Origin of the sequence: Spiroplasma endosymbiont of Megachile willughbiella (assembly GCF_964273395.1) — a bacterium.
In the GTDB taxonomy this organism is placed as follows: domain Bacteria; phylum Bacillota_I; class Bacilli_A; order Mycoplasmatales; family Mycoplasmataceae; genus Spiroplasma_A; species Spiroplasma_A apis.
This window is the reverse complement of sequence record NZ_OZ187005.1, coordinates 677,705-698,200: the sequence shown is the minus strand read 5'-3', so window position 1 is coordinate 698,200 and position 20,496 is coordinate 677,705. Positions and strand designations below refer to the sequence as shown.

The following is a 20,496-nucleotide window of genomic DNA, read 5'->3' as shown; positions in this document are numbered from 1 at the left end:
TAATTATCAAGGATTTGAAGGTTATAGAAGTTTTATAAAAAAAGCGTTGTAATAAATGATGTTGAAATATAATATTTGAAATAAAGTTACAACATTAAGAAAATTTGCTTTTTGATAGTGTCAGATTCAAGGATTGAGATATAATGTAAGTATTTTAGATAATAATAACAAGTTTATAGAAGTAAGTTTACACGATTAGAAGAAAATCAAAAAAAGATAGAGTAATTTACCCTAAATGAATATAATTCTCTAAGTATACATTATGTTAAAAAAAACATAAAATTATACAAGGAGAATTTTTTATATGGCTAATTTAAAAGAAAACAAATCAAACATCCTAAATTTTGATACTAAAAAAGAGTTGATTATCAAGCATTTTGATAAACATTTATTTTATAAAGACCTATCAAAAATGTACAATATTTCATATTCAACAGCTAGAAGAATGTGTATGGATTGAGAAGTTTTTGGTGATGAGTCGCTTATTTCAAAAACTGGAAAACACAATAAGCACAACGTAAAGATTAGAATAAAGTCAAAAGATCCAAAAGATAAGAAAATTGCAGAACTTAATAAAAAATTAAAATGATTAGAAATGGAGAATGAGGTTTTAAAAAAGTTCAATGAACTGATGGAGGATTCAAAAAAAATTATAAAGTATTACAAAACTATAGTTAAATATAATAGCAAATACACGGTTCTTTCTTTATGTAAATTATTCAATGTCACAAGAGCGAGTTATTATCGTTGATGTGGTAAAAATAAACCGGATTATGAAACAAATATAGATATGGACTTAGCATATAAAATAAAAAATATATTTATAATAAACAATGGAATTTATGGTGCACCCAGAATAAAAATAATTTTAAATAATTAAGGCATAGTAGTAAGTCAATCTAAAGTTGCTAGAATAATGAAATTATTCAATTTATATTCAGTTATAAGAATAAAAAAGATGTATAGAAAACCAAAAGAAGTAAAAAAAAATAACTTATGGTCCTAATCATGTCGATAGAAATTAATCTTTGTATTCAAAAAATGAGCTTTGAGTTACAGATATTACATATATACCTTTCAATAAAAAAATTTGCATATTTAAGTGTTTTGAAAGACGCAAACACTCGATTCATAGTAGGTCATGAGGTATCTTTAAAAAATGACATAGATATTTACAGAAAAACACTTGAGAAAGCTTCGCTTCATAGACAAGATCTATCTAAGAAACTTATTATCCATTCTGTTAACGGAAATCAATATACATCTATATTTGCAAAGCGTTAGCTAAAAAAATAATATTATAATATCATTATCTAGACCAGGTAATTCTATTGATAATGGGATGTGTGAAACCTTTTTTCATCATTAAAAGAAGAGTGAAAAATAAAACTAAAGTAAATTGAGTTTCTCAAGTTGAAAATAGCAACCGACAATTATATAGAGTTTTACAATTATGAAAGAATAATGATTAAACACAAGAGCCCTCCAGCGTATGCTTATTTAGATTTCAAATTATGAAAAAAAATACTTCAAACTTGGTTGAAGTATTCTTATAAAAAACATTTTGTATACTTGACAAAATATATTTACCTAAAATTGACGCGCTTAAACAAAAAAGAAAATTTAGTATCAAAAATAAATAAAGTTAAAAAAGATAAGAAATAATAAAAAGTATGTCTATAAGACATACTTTTTATTATAATAACTTTAAATATATCTTTTAAGAAAGGGAAATATAATGTCAGTTTTTAGAGCACTAGGATGACTGTTGGGTATTCCTCCAGTAGAACAAAGACAACAATCAAAATTGCTAAAAGAAGATGAAAGAAAAAGCATTTCAAAATTAGATGATAAAGTTTATGAATATACTGAAATCAAGGAAAAAATTTTTGAGGGATTAGATGTTTACCATAATATTTCATTTCATTTGATAAATAGTTTTCCAATAACTTATAATAGTCAAGGAACAAGATTAAGTATTAATTCAAATTCATATCAAATGTTTGAAATAATAGTTTTTAAATATATAAATGATTTATATAAAGAATTAAAATTCGAACAAACCCAAGATAGTGAATTAAAAAATGCCGAAAATATTGCCAAAAAACATTTTGAAATATGAAAGAAAAAGAAAACCGTAGAAGAATTGCAAGAAGTTTACGATTTAGCTGTTTTAAAAGAAAATAATAATGACGTTGATAAAATTGAAATGCTTGAAAAAGAAAAGAGAATATTAGAGTTAGAAAAAGAAATTAGGGAATTGAAGGCTAATAATAAGGAAAGAGATAGGTAAAAAATATGGAGGAAAGTACTTATAAAATTATCCTTACTGGAAATGAGGGAGTATATTTTTTTTGTAGTGTGAAAATTAAAATAAAATAAATTTAAAGGATGAAAAAATATGAAAGAATATAAAAATCAGGAGTATAAAGAACCATGACCTATCTAGATATAAAACTAAAAAAACTAAAAAGTTTAATTAATGAATTTGATAGTAGGCGAATTAACTTTTTTAAAAAATATCGGGATACTATTCTTTATTTGCCAGAAAATGTAACAAATAAAGAAGAATTCACTATTATTGCTGAAAGATATAATTCTGCAGAAAGCCAAATTTTAATACATTATAATATTTTTAAAAATATTTTTAATCAAATTGATTCATTGAATTATAAAGAATATCAGGGATTAATTTTTTATTCTTTGCCATTAAATATAACGATTTTAATAGAGCTTAGTTTATTTTTTAGAGAATGTTTTAAAACAGATCCAAATATTTTAATTGATGAGTTAAAAAGTAAAGACTTTAATAGAAACGGAAGCAGTTATTTCTTTTATAAGGAAATAGAAAAATTAAGAAAATGTTCAAATGAAAATATATATTTTTTTGAGGATTTGAAGCTCTTAAGAAATTCAATTGAACACCCTTTAAACTTAAAAGTAGATAAAAAATCAACAGCGATTAAGTTTTTAGATTCTAACAATACAAAAATTATAACCACATTAAGCAGTTTAGCTTTGGCTACTCACCCACTTAAAAACGATGGTATAAAATACGACAAACCAAATATTATTCGGGATATGGATATTATTGATACTTTTACAGAAATTTTTGCTTATATAATTGATGAAATATTTGTTTAAATGGATATAAATGATTGAATTGTTGCAATAATATCAAATATAATTTAAGCCATATTATATATAAAATATATGGAAATGTAAAAACTATGTTATTATAATAGTAGTAAATAGAGCACTAGCAGCGCTAGTGCTCTATTTTTTTGTTTAAATTAATATTTTGTTACTAGCTACTGCTAGTTTTTTATTTACCAATTTTCTATGGGGAAAATAGAAAGGTTTAAAAATGATTATACGAGATGAAATTTATGATTATAGTTGTGAACTATGTTGTATTGATCTAAAGTAAGAAAATATCAAATTAATAAGTTCGTATAAACAAGGGGCAAAAACACTTTTAGAAGTTTGCAACGATTGCTATAAAGAAAATTTTATTTCAAAAGAAATGAATATTAAATATGTTGTTTAATAGAAATTTTTATAAACAAGAGTTTATAACCATAGATAAGAGTATTAGAGCTTTTGTTGAATTAAAGGATGCAGAGCCAAATAAATACCAAATAATGTTTAAAAAAGATAATGAAATTTGAACAGAAGGAGAGAGTTTGATTACTTTCAATGATTGAACTAAAATAGTAGATAATAATTTGAAAATAGGAAGTTATAATATATAAAATTATCCAATAAATGATTATGACTATAAAAAAACCTTATCGAGTTCTAAAGAAAAAGAATGTTATGGTTTTATAGGAAATTTAGATTTCTCTTTCGCTGACCGTGAAAATAAAGATATAGATACTTACTTGACTTTTAAATCACTGTTTAAGGTATTAGTGGAATATAGTTTAAAACTCAAAGATGAAGATATTCAACATAGTTGAGAAAAGAACGACATGAAGAATCGTTATATTGATTATTTAGCTGATAATTTTAAAAATAGTACTATTTGAAATAGTTTAAATAATAACGAAGAATTACCAATAATGTTTGATACAGACCCTGATTGTAATATTATTGTTAATGTTGCAAAAAAATGATGTTAGAACTAGTTATTTGAGTCGTGAACCTCTAATTTTAAATGAGCAGTTTTTAAAAGATTTTAAAAATAATCACTACAAAAATTCAATATTAGATAAAAATGAAGGGATGAGAGAAAAAAAAGGGGGTAAAAAATAGATCGAGTAAATATTTATAATTGATGTAAAAACAGTTTTTATTTTGATTAAAAAAAGAAATAAGGTGATTTAAAGCGCAAATACGCAAATAATGAATAAACATAACTTAATTAAATGTGCTGTGATCTGCTAAAAATTAAAAAAAGTCATGACTAACTTAAAGTAAATAAATTAAATATCGCTAAAAAAATAAAAATGTATGCAATTTTAGTTTATTGTATTGCATAAATGAGAAATTAAAAAAAGGAGCGATTATATTTACCCCTAACTAAGTAAAGTTTCTTTAAATGGTTTAAATTTAAATAAAAATTAAATATAATAAAGATATTAGGAGTTGCCTCAATATCTTTCAACTAAATATGTTTAAAGCCAGTAAAAAATCGAAAAAAGAAGTACTAAATAAACAAAAATTAAAATTGAGGCTTGAAAATTATGAATACAAACAAGGAAGTTAAAAAATTTAAAAAAGATTATGAAAAATACTTATTAAAAGCTATTTTTCTTGAATCTTTTACTGAATTTAATAGTTTTGGAAAGTATACTTCTCAAAACGTGCCGTTAGTAAAACATGGTTATGAAGAATATATTTATCCTGATATTTCTAATTTAAAGCAAAATGATAAAAGAAGAAAAAATCTAGAATTTAAAAATGAAGAGACAAAAGTATATTTGAATATAAAAATAAATCTTGAGAAATTAGAAAAAGATGATTGATATAAAAAAGAAAGCTTTGATATGTCACTCTTTGTACAAAAGTATGTAGAATTCGATTTTGATCGTAATTTTGCAAGATTTTTAGATAAATTTAAAAGATCTTATCATTTATTTGTTGAAGGTTACATAAAAACTACCTATATTAAGATAAAATATATCAGATGTGATGCAGCTAATAGTATTTATTACAATAACGAGAACAACATGAAAATTTATGAAAATTATAATTCGGATGAACATAGTGATTTTTTGAATAATGCAAAAGCTTTAAATGATGTATTTAATAATTTTCATTTTAAGATATTTAGATGTAGTTTAAGTAATTCCTCAAGTAGGGAAAGATTTTTTCAAGAGTTATTTTTTAAAGGTGATCAAAAAATAGGATTAATATATTATGAATTGACACCTACTTTAACTTGCAAAGGATTAGAGTTAAGTAAAAATTGATTTATCAAAAACTGAAAGTTCATTTTAAATCTAGTCTTCTCAAAATTTGAACTCTACTAGGTTATTTTTTATAATTTTTTCAAATAAAAAACGCATCTAAATTTATCATAACTTCTTAGATGATTTTGTAAGAGTGTTGTACACTTGTTAAATTCAGATATTTATAAGTGAAATAATAGTTACTTATTTCCTCATTTGTTTGAATCAATTAAAACAAGGTTAATAAAATGCTTTATTTTAAAATAAGTACAATAAAAAAAACAAAGACTTAAAGAAAAAAATATCTAAGTATTTACTGAGATTATAGTAATGAAGTAATTTATATGCATATATAATTATAGTATTTAATAAACTTATATGAAAACAATTTTAAGATGCTTTGGGTTAAAAAACCTATATAAATACTATAAGAATCTCAAGATATATAAAAACTTAAAGAAGAGAAAAGTAACGAAAGTTTAGACTTCAAGCATGTAGGTTGAGTATATAAATGATTAAAACCCAAAAAAAGTGTATAATATTTCTAGACATAAGGAGTAGGTATCTTTATTCTTTCAGAGAGTTAGTGGTTGGTGCGAACTAATATTATAAAATACCGAAGGTTGTATGGTTAATTAAACTAAATATTTTAGAGTGGACTCACTTTTGAGTCAATCAGGATGGTACCGCGGATTTAATTCGTTCCTTATATATAAGAAGGAACGATTTTTTTATTTAAAAAGGAGAAAGTATGAAAAAAGAGTTAGAAAAAAAATATAATCACTTAGCAGTGGAAGAAAATAAATATGATTTTTGAATGGAAAAAAATCTCTTTGTAGCAGAAAATGATTCAAATAAACCACCATATTCAATTGTTATTCCACCCCCAAATGTAACTGGTAAGCTTCATTTAGGTCACGCGTGAGATGGTGCCCTACAAGATGCACTAATTAGATACAAAAAACTATTTGGCTATGATACCTTGTGAATTCCTGGAATGGACCATGCGGGAATTGCAACTCAAGTTAAAGTTGAACAGAAATTAAAGGAACAAGGGATTTCTAGATATGAAATAGGTAGAGCGAAGTTTTTAGAAAAAGCTTGAGAATGAAAAGAAGAGTATGCCAATACTATCAGGGAACAATGGAAAAAACTTGGTTTAAGTTTAGATTATACAAAAGAGAAGTTTACATATTCTCCAGAAATGAATAAAATTGTTAATTTTGTTTTTGTAGAAATGTATAAAAAGGGATTGATATACAAATCTAAAAGTATAATCAATTGAGATCCTAAACAAAAAACCGCTATTTCTAATATCGAGGTTATTTACAAAGAAACAAATGGTGGGATGTATCACTTCAAATATATTTTAGAATCTAATAGTGATAAATATTTAGAAGTAGCTACTACAAGACCAGAAACAATGTTTGGTGATGTTTGTGTTGTTGTGAATCCCAACGATAGTCGTTATACAGACTTTATCGGTAAAAATGTTATAAATCCAGCTAATAAGCAAGTTATCCCTGTTATAGCAGACGAATATGTCGATATAGCATTCGGAACTGGGGTTATGAAGTGTACACCCGCACATGATATTAACGATTTTGAACTTGGTTTAAAATATAATTTGGAAATGCCAATTTGTATGAATACAGATGGTACTTTAAATGAGCTAGCTAAAGATTTAGAAGGATTAGACCGTTTTGAAGCAAGAGAAAATTTGGTTAAAAAATTAAAAAATGAAGGAACATTTATAAAAAAAGAAGATATTGTCCATCAAGTAGGTTATTCTGAAAGAAGTGGTGCTATTGTTGAACAATATCTATCAGAACAATGATTTGTTAAAATGGAATCTCTAGCAACAGAAGTTATTAATTTACAAAATTCTGAAAAAGAGATAAATTTTTATCCTTCAAGATTTAATGAGGTTCTTTTAAAATGAATGGAAAACGCTAATGATTGAACTATCAGTCGTCAGTTATGATGAGGGCATCAAATACCTGCTTGATATCATAAAGAAACAGGTGAATTATATGTTAATATCAATCCACCAACCGATATTGAAAATTGAGTACAAGATGAAGATGTTTTAGATACATGATTTTCTTCTGCTCTATGACCTTTTTCAACAATGGATTGATCATCAACCAAAGATTCAAATTTAATGAAAAGATATTTTCCAGTTTCAACAATGGTTACAGGTTATGATATTATCTTCTTTTGAGTAGCTAGAATGATTTTCCAAAGTCTTGAATTCACAGGTTATAAACCGTTCGAAAACGTTCTAATTCACGGACTTATTAGGGATGAAGAAGGCAGAAAAATGTCAAAATCACTTGGTAATGGCGTGGACCCTATGAAAGTTATCGAAGATTATGGTGCTGATGCATTAAGATTTTTTCTTTTAACTAACTCAACCCCAGGTCAGGATTTACGTTATAGCGAAGAAAAAATAAGATCAAGTTGAAACTTTGTAAATAAAATCTGAAACGCTTCAAGGTTTGTCATGATGTATATTGATGTTATTCCTGATGAAACAAACTTTATTTTAAGTACGTCAAACTTTTCTTTTGAAGATAACAAATTAGAAAAATGAATATTAAATCGCTTGTCTGTTACTAAAAAAGAAGTTAAATCTGCTATGGACAAGTTTGAGTTCACAATTGCTGGTAAAGCTTTATATAATTTTATTTGAAACGATTACTGCAGCTGATTTTTAGAGTTAGCAAAAGCTAAAATTGGTGATAATAATAAAGCTGCATTAAAAACTAAAGAAACTCTTGGATATGTACTTAAACATATACTTATAATGTTGCATCCATTCATGCCTTTTGTGACAGAAGAAATTTATCAGAATTTTGATCTAAAAGAATCTATAATGTTAGAAAGCTGAAGTGAAGTTAATTTTGCATTTGAGAATGACTTATTTGAAGAAGTTATTTTAGAATCAATAACAAAAATACGTGAATTTAGAGCAATACACAACATAAAAAATTCTATTTCATTATCTTTTTACCTTAATTGTTCAACCTCTCAGGAGTCAGAAAAAATAAAAAGTCTTGTAAATATTTTGAATAAATATTTAGGTTTATTATGTAATTCAAATGTTTCATTAGAAAAAGCTCCTTCAAATGATATTACTTCTATACCTTTATATGATTGTTTTTTAGAAATATTAAATAGTGATTTCATCGATAAAGAAAAACAGTTACAAGAATTGATTTCTAAGAAAATAGAATTAGAAAACGAACTTACACGAAGCAAAAACTTATTAAATAATGAAAACTTTCTAAAAAAAGCTAATGCTTCTAAGGTCGAAAACGAAAGAAAAAAATATGATCAGTATGAAAATCAATACAATATAATTTTAGAAAAGCTTTCGGATATCAATAAAAATGATTAAATGAAAACCAATTAAGTTCATTGGTGGTGAAAGAATTAATTTAATTCGGTGTGAAGAAAAATATAAACATGATATATTTGAATATTGTAGTGACGAAAAGATAAATTATTTTCTTTCATTTGAAGTTCATAAATCAATTACTGATACAGAAAAAAATATTCAAGAATATTATTTAAATGAACCAGAAGGAAAGTTTTTAATTGAATTAAAAACTAATAACAAGGTTATAGGAGCGATAAATATAAGAAGTTATGAGAAAGATTATGCAATAGGTTATGTTGTTAATAAAATTTTCAAAATCTCGGATATTGTACAGAGGCTGTAAAAACTTTAACTGACTTCGCATTTGAAAAATTTAAATATAAAAAAATATATGCTTTACACGATATTGAAAATGTACCATCGGAAAGAGTCATGGAGAAAGCGGGATTCATAAAGACTGGAATGTATTATGATACTATCAACAAATACAATAAACCCGCAAAAGATTGTGTGCATCTTAAAAAAATACCATCTTAATATTTTATAAAGATAATAAAAAATCCTTAAATAAGCGATGATTGAATTCTATCAAAGATCTATCTCGCCTAAAGGTTTTTTTTTTTTTTTTTAAAAAAAAAAAAAAAAAACGTACGAATATATTTGTGGAGGGTACTTTGAAAAAGATTCATTACTTTTTTATTATTTTAATTTTGTTGTTAATTGCATTTTGTATTTTCTTATTTACTCGTAACAACAGTACGGCAACTATAAATAAAATTGACAATAAGATTACTCTGAAAGTTAAATATAACATACAACTAAAGGATAAAAATCTTATGCCTGATTATATTGAAAATATAAAAGATGCAAAAGATGAGTATGATTTATTAAAGAAAAATAAACTACTACATTTGTATAATATTTTTTACGTAGAAAGTAACAAAGATTACAAAAGTAAAAAAATAATTAACTTATTGCCAAAAGAACATATACAAACTATAAAAGTATCAAGATTTAAAACTACCGTAGGCTTTTTTGAAACTAGGGGAATATCAACCAATGTTAGTAATAAAACCGTAAAAATATTTAAAGATTATTCATTAAGTTTCGAAATGTGTTTAACAAAACTCAAAAAAATCTATGTTGGGAGTGATTATAATAGGCAATTTTTTAAAGAAGCTTTATGGCGTTTGGTTAACTAATGTTAACTACATCATATTGACAGCTATTAATATTGTATTAGTTTGTTTAACAAAGAAACTTAATTCTGATTATCTTATTTGATCAATTTACTCAATTCTATTTTTAACATACCTGGTTGATATCAAAAATAGCTATAAATTCCTAACAGTGTGGGTTATATTTTTGTGTCTATTTTTGATTTTCTATAAATACAATCTGTTTGTAATCAATAGTATAAATTTTTACCAAGTCTATGATGTCAAAGATAACTATTTCCTCTTATCGAAGGGACTAGATAAATATTATTTAAGAGTAGGGGAGATAAAATTAGCGGTAGGGGAGTATGTAAAGATAGTAGGGGATTTTAAAAAACTCAATGGTTATGCTAACTTTTGAGAGTTTGACTTTGGTTCTTATTTAAATGACAAAAATGTTATTTATGAAATAATGAATTATACAATTGAAAAGTATAGCTTCCATAATTTGCGTTATTATTTCTTTAATAACACTCAAGGTACTGAATTGATGAACCTATTTTTCTATCAACAAAGAACAAATGACCCTATCTATAAAAATCTTGTTGAGTTAGGTTTAAGTTTTATGTTAAATCTGAGTGGTTTTTATTTATACGGTATAGCTTTGATCTTTAATAAAGTTATTTTTAGAAAATGCAAAAAACTTCAAAAGTATAAAATAGTTTTTACTTTTTTACTTTTGATTTATTGTTATTTATTAAGGTGACCAAGCATTTTACTGAAATTTATTATATTTTCATTCATAAATTGGTTTGCCAAAATAAGGGGTATCACTCTGAAACGGACAATAAAAAACTCCTTGGTATGGAGTATAATGCTAATTTGGGACCCTTTATATGTATATAATATTGGTTTTATATACTCATCGGTAGTTATTGTGTTTTTAAAAAAGTTTCAAAATAGAAGAATGTTTTCTAATATAGTATTGAATTTTATAAATTTAAATTTAGTGTTTATTCCTATTCAAATGTACTTAGATTATAAAGTTTTTTGAATAAGTGAAATACAACAAATGTTCTTGCTTCCAAATATTTCTATTTGCTATTTTTTATCTTTTTTTGGGTTTCTTCAGTTTCTTGATCCTATATTTACTTTTTTTTATTCCACTTTAAACGAGACAGTCGCTTTCTTGAAAACTAATAATGTCATTACTCACTGTGGACATTTCAGTGTTTTTTTGATATTTGCTTATTATTTGTGTTTGTTTGTTTTCGTGAAAAGTGAATTAGCTCGTAGAATAACAAAAAATTTAATAAAAGGGACGTTACTATTAATCATATTTTTTATGATTCAATGAAATCAATTTAAATTAAACTATTCATCAGTTGATATGTTAAATGTTGGTAATGGAAACAGTTTTGTATTGATACATCGTGGTGAAGCTTTTTTATTTGATACAGGTAAAGGTAAGGGTGGTTATGGTAAAAACCTTTTAAAAGATTATTTGAACTATCTAGGGGTTCGTACTGTCAATACTGTTTTTATTTCACATAATCATGAGGACCATTATAATTTATTGGAAACTATCAAGGATGAATATAATATTGAAAATATTTTTTACAACTATGACAAGGTGCAATTTTTTAGTTATAAGGATTTAAAAATAGACAACTTTGTCGAAAATGGAAATAAAGATGAGAACGATAATTCACAAATTTCAGTCGTCAAAATTGGAAATAGAAAAATGGTGTTTACGGGTGACACTACTAAGAAAAGAGAATATAGAGTTATAACAGAAAAAAGATTTATAGAATCTATTGGAAATGGAGTGGATTTATTGCAAGTAGGTCATCATGGAAGTAAGACAAGTAGTTCAAAAGAATTTATAAGCTTATTAAAACCAAAGTATTGTTTTATTTCTGGTGAAAATATTCCTAGTAGACCTTTCCCTAATATAGAAACTATCAATACTTTGAATGAAATTCACTGCAAAACTAGTGTTACATATTCTAGGCATAGCTTTAGATATAAAATTGATGACAATATTGTTAGAGAAATAAAAAAAGAGTTATAAAACTCTCATAGAATAATTATTTCATCAATCTTGATTTTTCTCTAGCTGCTTTGTTTGCTTTTCAAATTCCTTTAGTTACTGATTTATCAATCAAACTCACTGCAGTATTGATTAAAGTTGTTTGTTCTTCAAGTCCATCTTTTTTTGCAAGTGCTGCTTTTTTGATAGCAGTTTTGACTTGACTTCTAAAAGCTTTATTAGCCAAACGAGATTTTTCGTTAGTTAAAATACGTTTCTTTTGTGATTTAATATTTGCCATCTAATTCACCCCTTTATAGTAAAATTTCACATATACAAAATGATTATAGAGTATTTTGGACAGCAAAACAAATAAAAATACAATATTTTACAAAAAATAGTGTTTAATTATATTGAAAGAAGAGTGTTGAGTATGTTTTTTATCTATTCTAGTGACAATTATTTAATAAAAAAACAAGTAGAAAAAATAACTAAAAAACTAACGTCTGATCAAGAATATGAAATATATACATATTCTTTGATAGATCACTCAATAAGAAATATCGATGAACAAGCCAAAACATATTCTTTATTTAATACCAAAAAACTAATAATTATTAATGATTGCTGATTTATGAATGAATCAAAAGTTAAATTAAATAGTGACTTTGATTTAAAATATATTGAGAATTTTCTAGAATTAAAATCAAATAATGTAACCTTTATATATACCTTAAACAGTGAAAAAATCTCAAAAAGGCTAAAAATAGTTAAACTTTTTGAAAGTAAAGTGAAAATTATCAAACTTGATCAACCAACATTTGAAACAAAAAAAGAATTAGTTATAAAAAAACTGACCACTTTAAATAAGGAGTTTGAAGAAGATGCAATTTTAGCATTTTTAGAGTTAATACCGATAGACATGTCTATTTTTTCAAATGAGTTGAACAAATTATTGAGCATAGAAAAAAAGATAACTAAGGAAGTTATTAACTCATTTTTCAACAAATATATGCAATATGACACTTTTGAAATAGCCAATGCATTTTTGACTAATGATATTAAAAAATTTTTAAAAAGCTGAAAAGATTACTCTGAAAGTAATAAAGATATATTCGGGTTTTTGATGCTTTTAGCAAATAGTTTTATAATACTAAGAAACGCAATAATATTAAAAGAAGAAGGGCAAAGCAACTCACAAATAGCTTCATATTTGTCTCAAAATCCCTACAGAATACAAAAATTAATGGAGCAAAATAAGTGAGATATCACACAAATTAATGATAAAATCAAATTGTTATATATATTAGATAAAAGTATCAAAGAAGGTATTATCGATAATAAGATTATTCCTTCTGTAATGTTGTTAAAAATGTTTGTTTAATATAATTTGAAAGGTAAAGATTGTCTTGGAAGCACAAAAAATATATGATAGCACTGTAATTTCTTTATTTAATATCGTAAAGAATGAAAAATTAAGAACAAAAATTGTTTTGGATGATAATTTTAAAGAACAAGTAATTCAAATGGTTAACAATCTACTTTTTTTAGAAGTAGAAGAAAAGACTTTGTATAAGGATATAAAATGAAGTCCTATTTTTGGAAAGTCAATTGTAAACATCTTAAAACAAAAAATCAAATTCGAAAAACCAGATAATAAAAAACTTGAAGACATATATGCCGATTATTCTTATACACTTACTTTTTGTTTAAATAATTACAGTGTATCTAGAGATGAATTGAATAATAGTTTGATTGATATCAGTGAGAAAGAAATCCAATTAAATAGTAGAGTATCAGAAGAAATGAAAAATCTTTATAATGAAGATACAAAAGAAAACCCAACTGTTGAAGTGGTGGACAAATCTGATGAACAACCTAATCAATCAAATAGTAATACCAACCAAAATTTCAACAACAACTACAACTATCAGGGTGAATCTATACCGATCCCACCAATGCAAGATCCAAGATTTTACCCATATTTGACTAAACCTAAGTATATTAGGTGAGTGAAATTAGTATTTGGTGTTATGTTCGGCTTGACAGGGTTGTTCTATCTTGTTCTTAATCTATTATTTTTATTTCAAAAACAAAATGTAGGAGCATCTGTTGATGAAATTAAAGATTTATTTGAAAATTGAAAATTCCTTGGTGGAAAAACAGGGATTATCGATAGTGGTTCTTTACTAGGAATTAAATCAGGTCAAGCCAATTACGTTATGATTATTTTAATAATGTTACTGCTTTCATGAATTGTTTATACAATAGTTGCACCACCGAAGAGATACAGAGAACAATTTGTTTTTCCAATTTATAACCTTATTGTTCCAGTAATATTCCTTGTCGCTATCGTTATAACACCTGGTATTGGCGGGTTTTCATATATTTTTGGTATGAATGATTTAGAAAAAAACATTTCAAATCTCCTTTCTACTCAAAAAGATATTCAAATAAATGATGGAGATATAAAAAGATTAGTAGATTTCTTAGTAGGTAAATTTAATCTACCTTTAATAAAAGCGGTTATTTGACTATTATTTGTATTTTTAATAGCATCATTCGCATCATTAATAGTGTTGATTTCAATTAATCCAAGATTAGATAGACAAAAAGTTATCAGAGCTACACAAGAATACCAAAAACTAATTAATGAAGCTCTTCAAGGTCGCAAATATCAAATGGATCCAACTTTATACGAAAATCAAGAAGAGGTTGACAATTTCTACAGAAAAATTAAAGAGAAAAGAGAAGGTCGTAACAAACCTAAAAATGATTAGACAAAAAAATCAAACTATATAATTTAGTTTGATTTTTCATTATAATAATATTATAAAGTAATTAGAAGGTGTGTATTATGGGTTATTATTATCGTCATCAGTTTAATTTTTCAACCCACAGCATTCACAGAATTCGTCAAAGACTTTTACTTCCTAATGAAGAAGAGTTTTTATTAAAAGAAAAGGTACTTGACTTGATTGAAAACTCAACTGAACACTTTGAAACTACAAAATACATTTATATTAAAGTTAATAAAAAAGACATTTTTTTAGTTATAGATATAGGTACGAAGACCATAATTACAGCAACACCGATTTCTCCAACTAAACAATTATGATTGATTGAGAATGAGTAAAGAGGATAAAAACATGTTCGAAAAGTATAATGAAATTTCAGAAAAAAAAAGGATTAAAAAGAACTTAATATTACCAAGTAGTTTTTTAGATAAATGAATAAGTACCAAAGAAGATGGTACAAAATGTTTTAAATATATAGATTTTCAATCAGATGAAATAATTGAAGTTGATGTATACAATGAACCTCTTATAAATGTTTTGTTTTCTTGAGACACGAGTTTTAACATTGATAGAATAAATAAAAGATATAATCAAATCTCAAAAATTGCAAAGTCTATAATCGAAAGAAGAGTAGATAAAGAACATGGTTATATTTCTTTGACAGGTAAAGAAGTTCTTTTTATAAAATATTTCTATTTTTTAGTTAGTTTACTAAATGGCGACTACAAATATTTTTTTGTGTCTAGGGATAAAAGATATAGACTTTTCGATGCTGTAAATAAAGAAACACCATCAGAAGTTAGAAGAACAATCTTATCAATAATAAGTTATGTTATATTTGAAATGTACGATTACATATTTACTTCTAGAACTTTTGAAAGTTTATATGATTATGTAGAAAACTCAGGAATAAATTTTAGTGAACAAGAATATAAAAAACAAATAATAATTCCTAATGATTTTGATCTTGAACAAAATTATAAGTTTGTCGATTATTATTTTCACAATATTGTAAATAATACTTTTTTAAAAATGTATAAAATCTCAATGTTGGAAAAATCTTCATTCCTACTTACTAACAAGACAATTGCACATTTTATGGATGAAAGAACAAAATTAAATGTTTTGAGCGTTTTTGTTGTTGATCCTAGATTTGCATTTGGTTTAGTTAATATGGGACCTGGTAGAGGTGAGTACCGACCTATGTTTAAATATTTAACTAGTCAAAATAAAATGGATAGAGAAAATATTTCTGCTTGTGTAAAACCTGAACATATAATTGAAGAAGAGGGTATCTATTTAGGAGAAACTCAAAAATTCTCGTTTAAACCATTCGAACTTGTAGAGAATCAAATTCGTTTAATTAATGATTGTCTTACTTATCGAGATCTAAAACTTGACTTTGAACAATTCTTAAAATATTAAAATTACTAGTTAAAAATTTTTGCATTATTTGTGGAGGACCTTATGATTATCAAAGATAAAAAAATGTTTAGGTTTATTTTTATTCCCGGAGCAATTGTGTTTATTTTAAGTCTCTCTGCTTTTATTTATGCAAGCCCTTGAGAAAATGATTTAGAGTTAGCTAAAATATTTGAAAAAGCATTGAGTTATGAAGTTTGAAAGTATTGGTCACAGTATTATTTGATGGCTGGTAATATGGATTTATCTGTCTTATTTTTATTATTAGGGTCGATATTATTACAAACGCATTTTCAATATATGAGAATAAAAAAACCAGCATCTTGATACTCTAATCAACATTGATTAACAAAAAGTATAATCATTTTTGCTGTGACTGCTTGATTAAGTGCATGAGCATATGAACTTTGTACTTTGTTTTTTGTGGACAATGGAATTGGTTTAGGTAATGATATAGAAATATTTGATAGTATAAAATATAAAATTGTTGGTAAGTTAGTTGCTTCTTCTTACGAACTACCATTTTTATTTTTTATTATGTTTTATATGATCGTAAGGTTCCCAAAGCGTAAAGATATTTTTGAACAAGAGTATTGAATTGACGCCATCAAAGGTTTGATGTTTGTTTTTTTAAATTATTTTATTATTGTTTTTTTAAAAGTTTTATTTGGTAGACCTTATTACTACAATATCTTCTTTGGTGATTTTTATTCTAAATTTAGCGAAGATTGAAAACAAAGTTATTTGAATTCAGGCTTAAGGTTTGGAAATTTCTATGAATTAACTAATGGTTATACGAGTAATATAAACGGGGAATGACCATGATGAAAAGTTAATGCATTCTTTTTACGAGACAATAACTCTTTTGCGGGTCGAAGTTTTTTTGATTATGCTTTTCCTTCTGGTCATGTTGTATCAGCATTTACTAACGGAACATTCATTTATTTACTTGTTGGAAAAAATAAAAAACGTAAGTTATCAAGTTATAAAATAATATTGATGTATATCATAACTTTACACGCAATTTCAATGAATTTTGCAACGGTTGTTATGAGAGGGCATTATATTACAGATACTTCATTCTCTATTTGTTTGTGTTTGGTATCAATACCCATTATTAATAGATTGGTTGACAAAAATGTCTGAAAATTTGTAAACAAATCAAGAATGAAAAGACAACTTGAAAACGAAGGTTTATTTATAAATAAAGGACAAAATATAATATTTTATGTAATCAATAATAATAGAAATTATTATATAAGCACTTTTAAAGCATCTAATGAGCATAAAAAAGAGAATTTAATTAAAAAATATTCAATAACTGAATCTAAAATTATAAAGAATAATTAATATTAGTTATATAATTAATAATTTTTTATAAACACACTTAAATTAATTATTTATTACTCATTTGCTTATATAAAATAACTTATTATTATATAATAACTTTAAGATAGTTTTGGAGGAAGTGTTTTGAAAAAAATAAAGATTTTAAAAAATAATAGAAAATCTAAATTTATGTTAATTTCACTAGCTATTTTTGCTTTTTTATACCTCTTATTCGGAACTCTAATGTTTTTCTCACCAGCAGTTATTGGTGAAACAGGAATTGATGAATCATTCGAAAAAATATACACATTATTCTATGTCAGAGACTACAAGAGAATGCCTAGTATATTAAGTTTTATTTTTTACAAAGATGGTTATTTTATTTTTGTACCAAATAAATTTACATTATTTTATCTACCGTGGATTATAGGTGGCTCAATTTTATTTTTGATTCTAACCAGAATTATTATTCATAATGTAGGTTATAATAACAAAACTAAAAAAGGAGTTGCAAGAATAGTTAAACCTATTAGGGGTTATCAACTAACAATGATAATTTGTTGAATAGGTATAGTATTGTTGGTATTAGGAAGTTTAATCACCTTGAATGCTTCTGCACCATTCTCGATAGGACTTTTATGAGAATATAGTTTTAAAGGCACTCCTATGGTTAATTCAGAAATTGTAAAATCCTTGTCAAATATATTAACAGAATCAGCAGATAAACTTTATAAAGCATTCTACTGACCTAGTTTGGTTTGGTTTTACGATGGTTTAATTTACATGGCAGGTGATAATGAATTATTGAAATGAGGGTGAATTCTAACGCCAACATTGTTAATATTGCCTATATTATTTATATCTTTTATTGGTGTTATTATAGGAGAATGTGCTTGATGAAATATCAATATAGCTGTTTTAAAAGATATTGATGCATACGTTGGGACACAATTAACTCCTGATTATGAATATGTTAAAAAACCAAATTTGAAATCAATAATATTGGAAGCTAAAGAGAACAAAAGTCAAACAAGTGAGTTGAGTAACGAGAAAGAAGAATTGAAGCGAAAATGTTTAAATTATTATAGAACATTATTGAAAATGCTTGAAATATCTAAAAATACTAATAGCAGTCTTTATACAAAAAATAAGAATAAATATGATTTTATTGTTAAAACTAAAGACTCACAAAACTGAAACTTTATTTTTGAGGAGATCAAAGAGAATTTTCAAGATTTAACACATACTGATCAAAGATTTGTAAAAATGATTGAAAATTTAACCAAAAGAAAAGATTTAAATATTTTTGGAAGGTATCTTGATGATTTAACAGAACTAATTAATGATTATTGAGTTGCAATTGAAACATGAAATATTTTAGTTGCTGAAAGTGTTGTAGAACAAATATTTGCAATCGCATTCAGAAAAGAAGCATTACTTGCAAAGGTTGGATACTGCATCAAAGAAAGACTGACAACTCACTTCAGACATATTCAAAAAGAAGCTAATTATCTTAGAAGACTTGATGAAGCAAAGCAAGCTGAAGATTATGAAGATTATCGAGATACTTGTCTAGAAGTTCTTCAATTAATGTCTCCTATCAAAACAAAGCTATCTAATTATGCCAATAAAATAATATATAATTAATCTAATCTAATGTAAATTAGATTTTTTTGTGGAGGGTTTATTTTGAAACTGGTAGGAGTAAGTGGTTTTATTGGTAGTGGTAAAACAACTTTATTAAAATATGTTAAAACTATGAAAAATGTTTTAATCATCGAAGCTGATGAAATAGCAAGAGAATTTTTATATCACAAAGATGTTGTGAGATTTATTGAAAATAATGTCTCAGAAGCAATAAAGGATAATATAATTGATAAAAGTATATTGAGAAATATTGTATTTAATAACACATTTTTAAATAACCAGTTTACATCTCTCATGTGACCGCTTATTTCAAATAAAATAAAAACAATAGTTTCTAATAATATGGATAAAGATATGATAGTTGTTGAAGCTGCTATGATCAATGGTATTGATATGAAATTTGATAAGAAAATACTATTAAAGAAAAAATGAACTAAACGTTTTTCTGATACTTTGAAGCGAGATAAAAGGGGAATGAATGAGTTTAAAAAAATAACTAAGTATCAAAAAGAACAATTAAAAAATTGTGAGTTCGATTATGTTATTAAAAATAATTATAATATTTCACAATTTCATAAACAAATAAAAAAAATTATAGACGAAATCTTAATGAGTTAGTCTATAATTTTTTACTTTTTGTTTTACTATTATTATTTGTTGTTTTTTCTTTTACATTTTGTGGTTTGGTTGTTTTTTTTGTATTACTAGAAGTTGTCTTAACTGTCTTTAGTTTAGTATCATTCAAATACCCAACTTTTTTTAAAGCTTCTTTAACAGCGTTTTGAATTAACTCTTGTGTTTCTTCTTCTGTGAATAATTTTTTACTTTTGTTTGATTCTTCTAACTTTTCTTCTTTAATAGGAGGTGTAGATTTTTTTTGTTTTTTGGGTGAAGAACTTTTATTTTTCTTTGTTGTTATAGGCTCAACGATAGGGGAGTTATCAGTTTTGATAATATCTTCCCCTCCTAACATTTTTCTTCTCAGTGATGCCATTCTGTCAGATATTTCTTCTTGAGTAACTGGTTTAGAGTCGGTATCACTATCAATCCCAGTTTTTTTAGTGTACTCTTCCTTTTCTTTTTTTATTTTTTCTTTAGCTCTGGCTAAAATATCTCCCAGAGTACCTTTTTGTGGCTTTCGCTTTGCTTCTTCTTTAAGTCTTTCTTCTTCTGTTTGTATCCCGTGCAACCTTCTTACCTTAGCTCCTAAATCATTCTCAATATTAGAAACCTTTTTAGTTACATTTTGTAGCTCACATACGTGAATTTTTAAATGTGTGGGACAAAATTTTGGTGCGAAACCTGACATGTGCTTACCTCCAGTAGTCTT

General features: G+C 25.4%; 21 protein-coding genes and 1 other annotated feature. Of the genes, 19 read left to right on the top strand and 2 right to left on the bottom strand.

What is annotated here, in order from left to right; all coding sequences use genetic code 4:
• Window positions 1-304: 304 nt before the first annotated feature.
• The 12 genes from ACI2WZ_RS03065 to ACI2WZ_RS03010 all read left to right on the top strand — a co-directional run bounded on the left by ACI2WZ_RS03065 (window position 305) and on the right by ACI2WZ_RS03010 (window position 12,012).
• A complete protein-coding gene (locus ACI2WZ_RS03065) occupies window positions 305-880 on the top strand; it encodes a transposase family protein (protein ID WP_500244577.1) in 576 nt (191 codons plus the stop codon).
• A gap of 128 nt (window positions 881-1,008) precedes the next feature.
• On the top strand, window positions 1,009-1,284 hold the full coding sequence (locus ACI2WZ_RS03060; protein ID WP_500244576.1) for a hypothetical protein: 276 nt from the start codon (window positions 1,009-1,011) through the stop codon (window positions 1,282-1,284).
• A gap of 454 nt (window positions 1,285-1,738) precedes the next feature.
• Entirely contained in the window at window positions 1,739-2,293 is a 555-nt protein-coding gene (locus ACI2WZ_RS03055; protein WP_500244575.1) for a hypothetical protein, read from the top strand.
• A gap of 143 nt (window positions 2,294-2,436) precedes the next feature.
• Entirely contained in the window at window positions 2,437-3,144 is a 708-nt protein-coding gene (locus ACI2WZ_RS03050; RefSeq protein ID WP_500244574.1) for a hypothetical protein, read from the top strand.
• Between the two features lie 395 nt (window positions 3,145-3,539).
• Window positions 3,540-3,755 carry a hypothetical protein gene (locus ACI2WZ_RS03045; protein WP_500244573.1) on the top strand — a complete coding sequence of 72 codons (216 nt, stop codon included), beginning with the start codon at window positions 3,540-3,542 and terminating at the stop codon, window positions 3,753-3,755.
• 159 nt (window positions 3,756-3,914) lie between these two features.
• Window positions 3,915-4,124, top strand: a complete 210-nt coding sequence (locus ACI2WZ_RS03040; protein ID WP_500244572.1) for a hypothetical protein — start codon at window positions 3,915-3,917, stop codon at window positions 4,122-4,124.
• Window positions 4,102-4,257, top strand: coding sequence for a hypothetical protein (locus ACI2WZ_RS03035; protein ID WP_500244571.1), 156 nt, complete (start codon window positions 4,102-4,104; stop codon window positions 4,255-4,257). Before ACI2WZ_RS03040 ends, ACI2WZ_RS03035 begins: the two co-directional genes overlap by 23 nt.
• 431 nt (window positions 4,258-4,688) lie before the next feature.
• Window positions 4,689-5,477, top strand: coding sequence for a hypothetical protein (locus ACI2WZ_RS03030; RefSeq protein ID WP_500244570.1), 789 nt, complete (start codon window positions 4,689-4,691; stop codon window positions 5,475-5,477).
• Window positions 5,478-5,931: 454 nt separating this feature from the next.
• Window positions 5,932-6,106: a binding site (T-box leader), on the top strand.
• 41 nt (window positions 6,107-6,147) lie between these two features.
• Entirely contained in the window at window positions 6,148-8,799 is a 2,652-nt protein-coding gene (locus ACI2WZ_RS03025; protein WP_500244569.1) for a valine--tRNA ligase, read from the top strand.
• Window positions 8,792-9,124, top strand: a complete 333-nt coding sequence (locus ACI2WZ_RS03020; RefSeq protein WP_500244568.1) for a hypothetical protein — start codon at window positions 8,792-8,794, stop codon at window positions 9,122-9,124. Before ACI2WZ_RS03025 ends, ACI2WZ_RS03020 begins: the two co-directional genes overlap by 8 nt.
• Window positions 9,125-9,455: 331 nt before the next feature.
• Complete coding sequence (locus ACI2WZ_RS03015) at window positions 9,456-9,983, top strand: hypothetical protein (RefSeq protein ID WP_500244567.1); 528 nt, start codon at window positions 9,456-9,458, stop codon at window positions 9,981-9,983.
• Between the two features lie 175 nt (window positions 9,984-10,158).
• Window positions 10,159-12,012, top strand: a complete 1,854-nt coding sequence (locus ACI2WZ_RS03010; protein WP_500244566.1) for a ComEC/Rec2 family competence protein — start codon at window positions 10,159-10,161, stop codon at window positions 12,010-12,012.
• 16 nt (window positions 12,013-12,028) lie between these two features.
• Here ACI2WZ_RS03010 and rpsT read toward each other — a convergent pair whose 3' ends face one another.
• The gene (gene rpsT, locus ACI2WZ_RS03005) at window positions 12,029-12,271 is read right to left on the bottom strand and encodes a 30S ribosomal protein S20 (RefSeq protein WP_023789539.1); all 243 of its coding nucleotides are present in this window, start codon (window positions 12,269-12,271) and stop codon (window positions 12,029-12,031) included.
• A 132-nt stretch (window positions 12,272-12,403) separates the two neighbouring features.
• Here rpsT and holA point away from each other — a divergent pair, with 132 nt between their 5' ends.
• The 7 genes from holA to coaE all read left to right on the top strand — a co-directional run bounded on the left by holA (window position 12,404) and on the right by coaE (window position 19,784).
• Window positions 12,404-13,354, top strand: a complete 951-nt coding sequence (gene holA / locus ACI2WZ_RS03000; RefSeq protein ID WP_500244565.1) for a DNA polymerase III subunit delta — start codon at window positions 12,404-12,406, stop codon at window positions 13,352-13,354.
• 25 nt (window positions 13,355-13,379) lie between these two features.
• A complete protein-coding gene (locus ACI2WZ_RS02995) occupies window positions 13,380-14,750 on the top strand; it encodes a hypothetical protein (protein ID WP_023789535.1) in 1,371 nt (456 codons plus the stop codon).
• A 77-nt stretch (window positions 14,751-14,827) separates the two neighbouring features.
• The gene (locus tag ACI2WZ_RS02990; RefSeq protein WP_500244564.1) at window positions 14,828-15,106 is read left to right on the top strand and encodes a hypothetical protein; all 279 of its coding nucleotides are present in this window, start codon (window positions 14,828-14,830) and stop codon (window positions 15,104-15,106) included.
• 13 nt (window positions 15,107-15,119) lie between these two features.
• A complete protein-coding gene (locus ACI2WZ_RS02985; RefSeq protein ID WP_500244563.1) occupies window positions 15,120-16,193 on the top strand; it encodes a hypothetical protein in 1,074 nt (357 codons plus the stop codon).
• 42 nt (window positions 16,194-16,235) lie between these two features.
• Window positions 16,236-17,540 carry a phosphatase PAP2 family protein gene (locus ACI2WZ_RS02980; RefSeq protein ID WP_500244562.1) on the top strand — a complete coding sequence of 435 codons (1,305 nt, stop codon included), beginning with the start codon at window positions 16,236-16,238 and terminating at the stop codon, window positions 17,538-17,540.
• A 123-nt stretch (window positions 17,541-17,663) separates the two neighbouring features.
• Entirely contained in the window at window positions 17,664-19,166 is a 1,503-nt protein-coding gene (locus ACI2WZ_RS02975; RefSeq protein ID WP_500244561.1) for a hypothetical protein, read from the top strand.
• 42 nt (window positions 19,167-19,208) lie between these two features.
• Window positions 19,209-19,784 (top strand): dephospho-CoA kinase, encoded by a 576-nt coding sequence (gene coaE / locus ACI2WZ_RS02970; RefSeq protein WP_023789525.1) that lies wholly within the window; start codon window positions 19,209-19,211, stop codon window positions 19,782-19,784.
• Between the two features lies 1 nt (window position 19,785).
• Here coaE and ACI2WZ_RS02965 read toward each other — a convergent pair whose 3' ends face one another.
• Entirely contained in the window at window positions 19,786-20,475 is a 690-nt protein-coding gene (locus ACI2WZ_RS02965; RefSeq protein ID WP_500244560.1) for a hypothetical protein, read from the bottom strand.
• Window positions 20,476-20,496 lie beyond the last annotated feature (21 nt).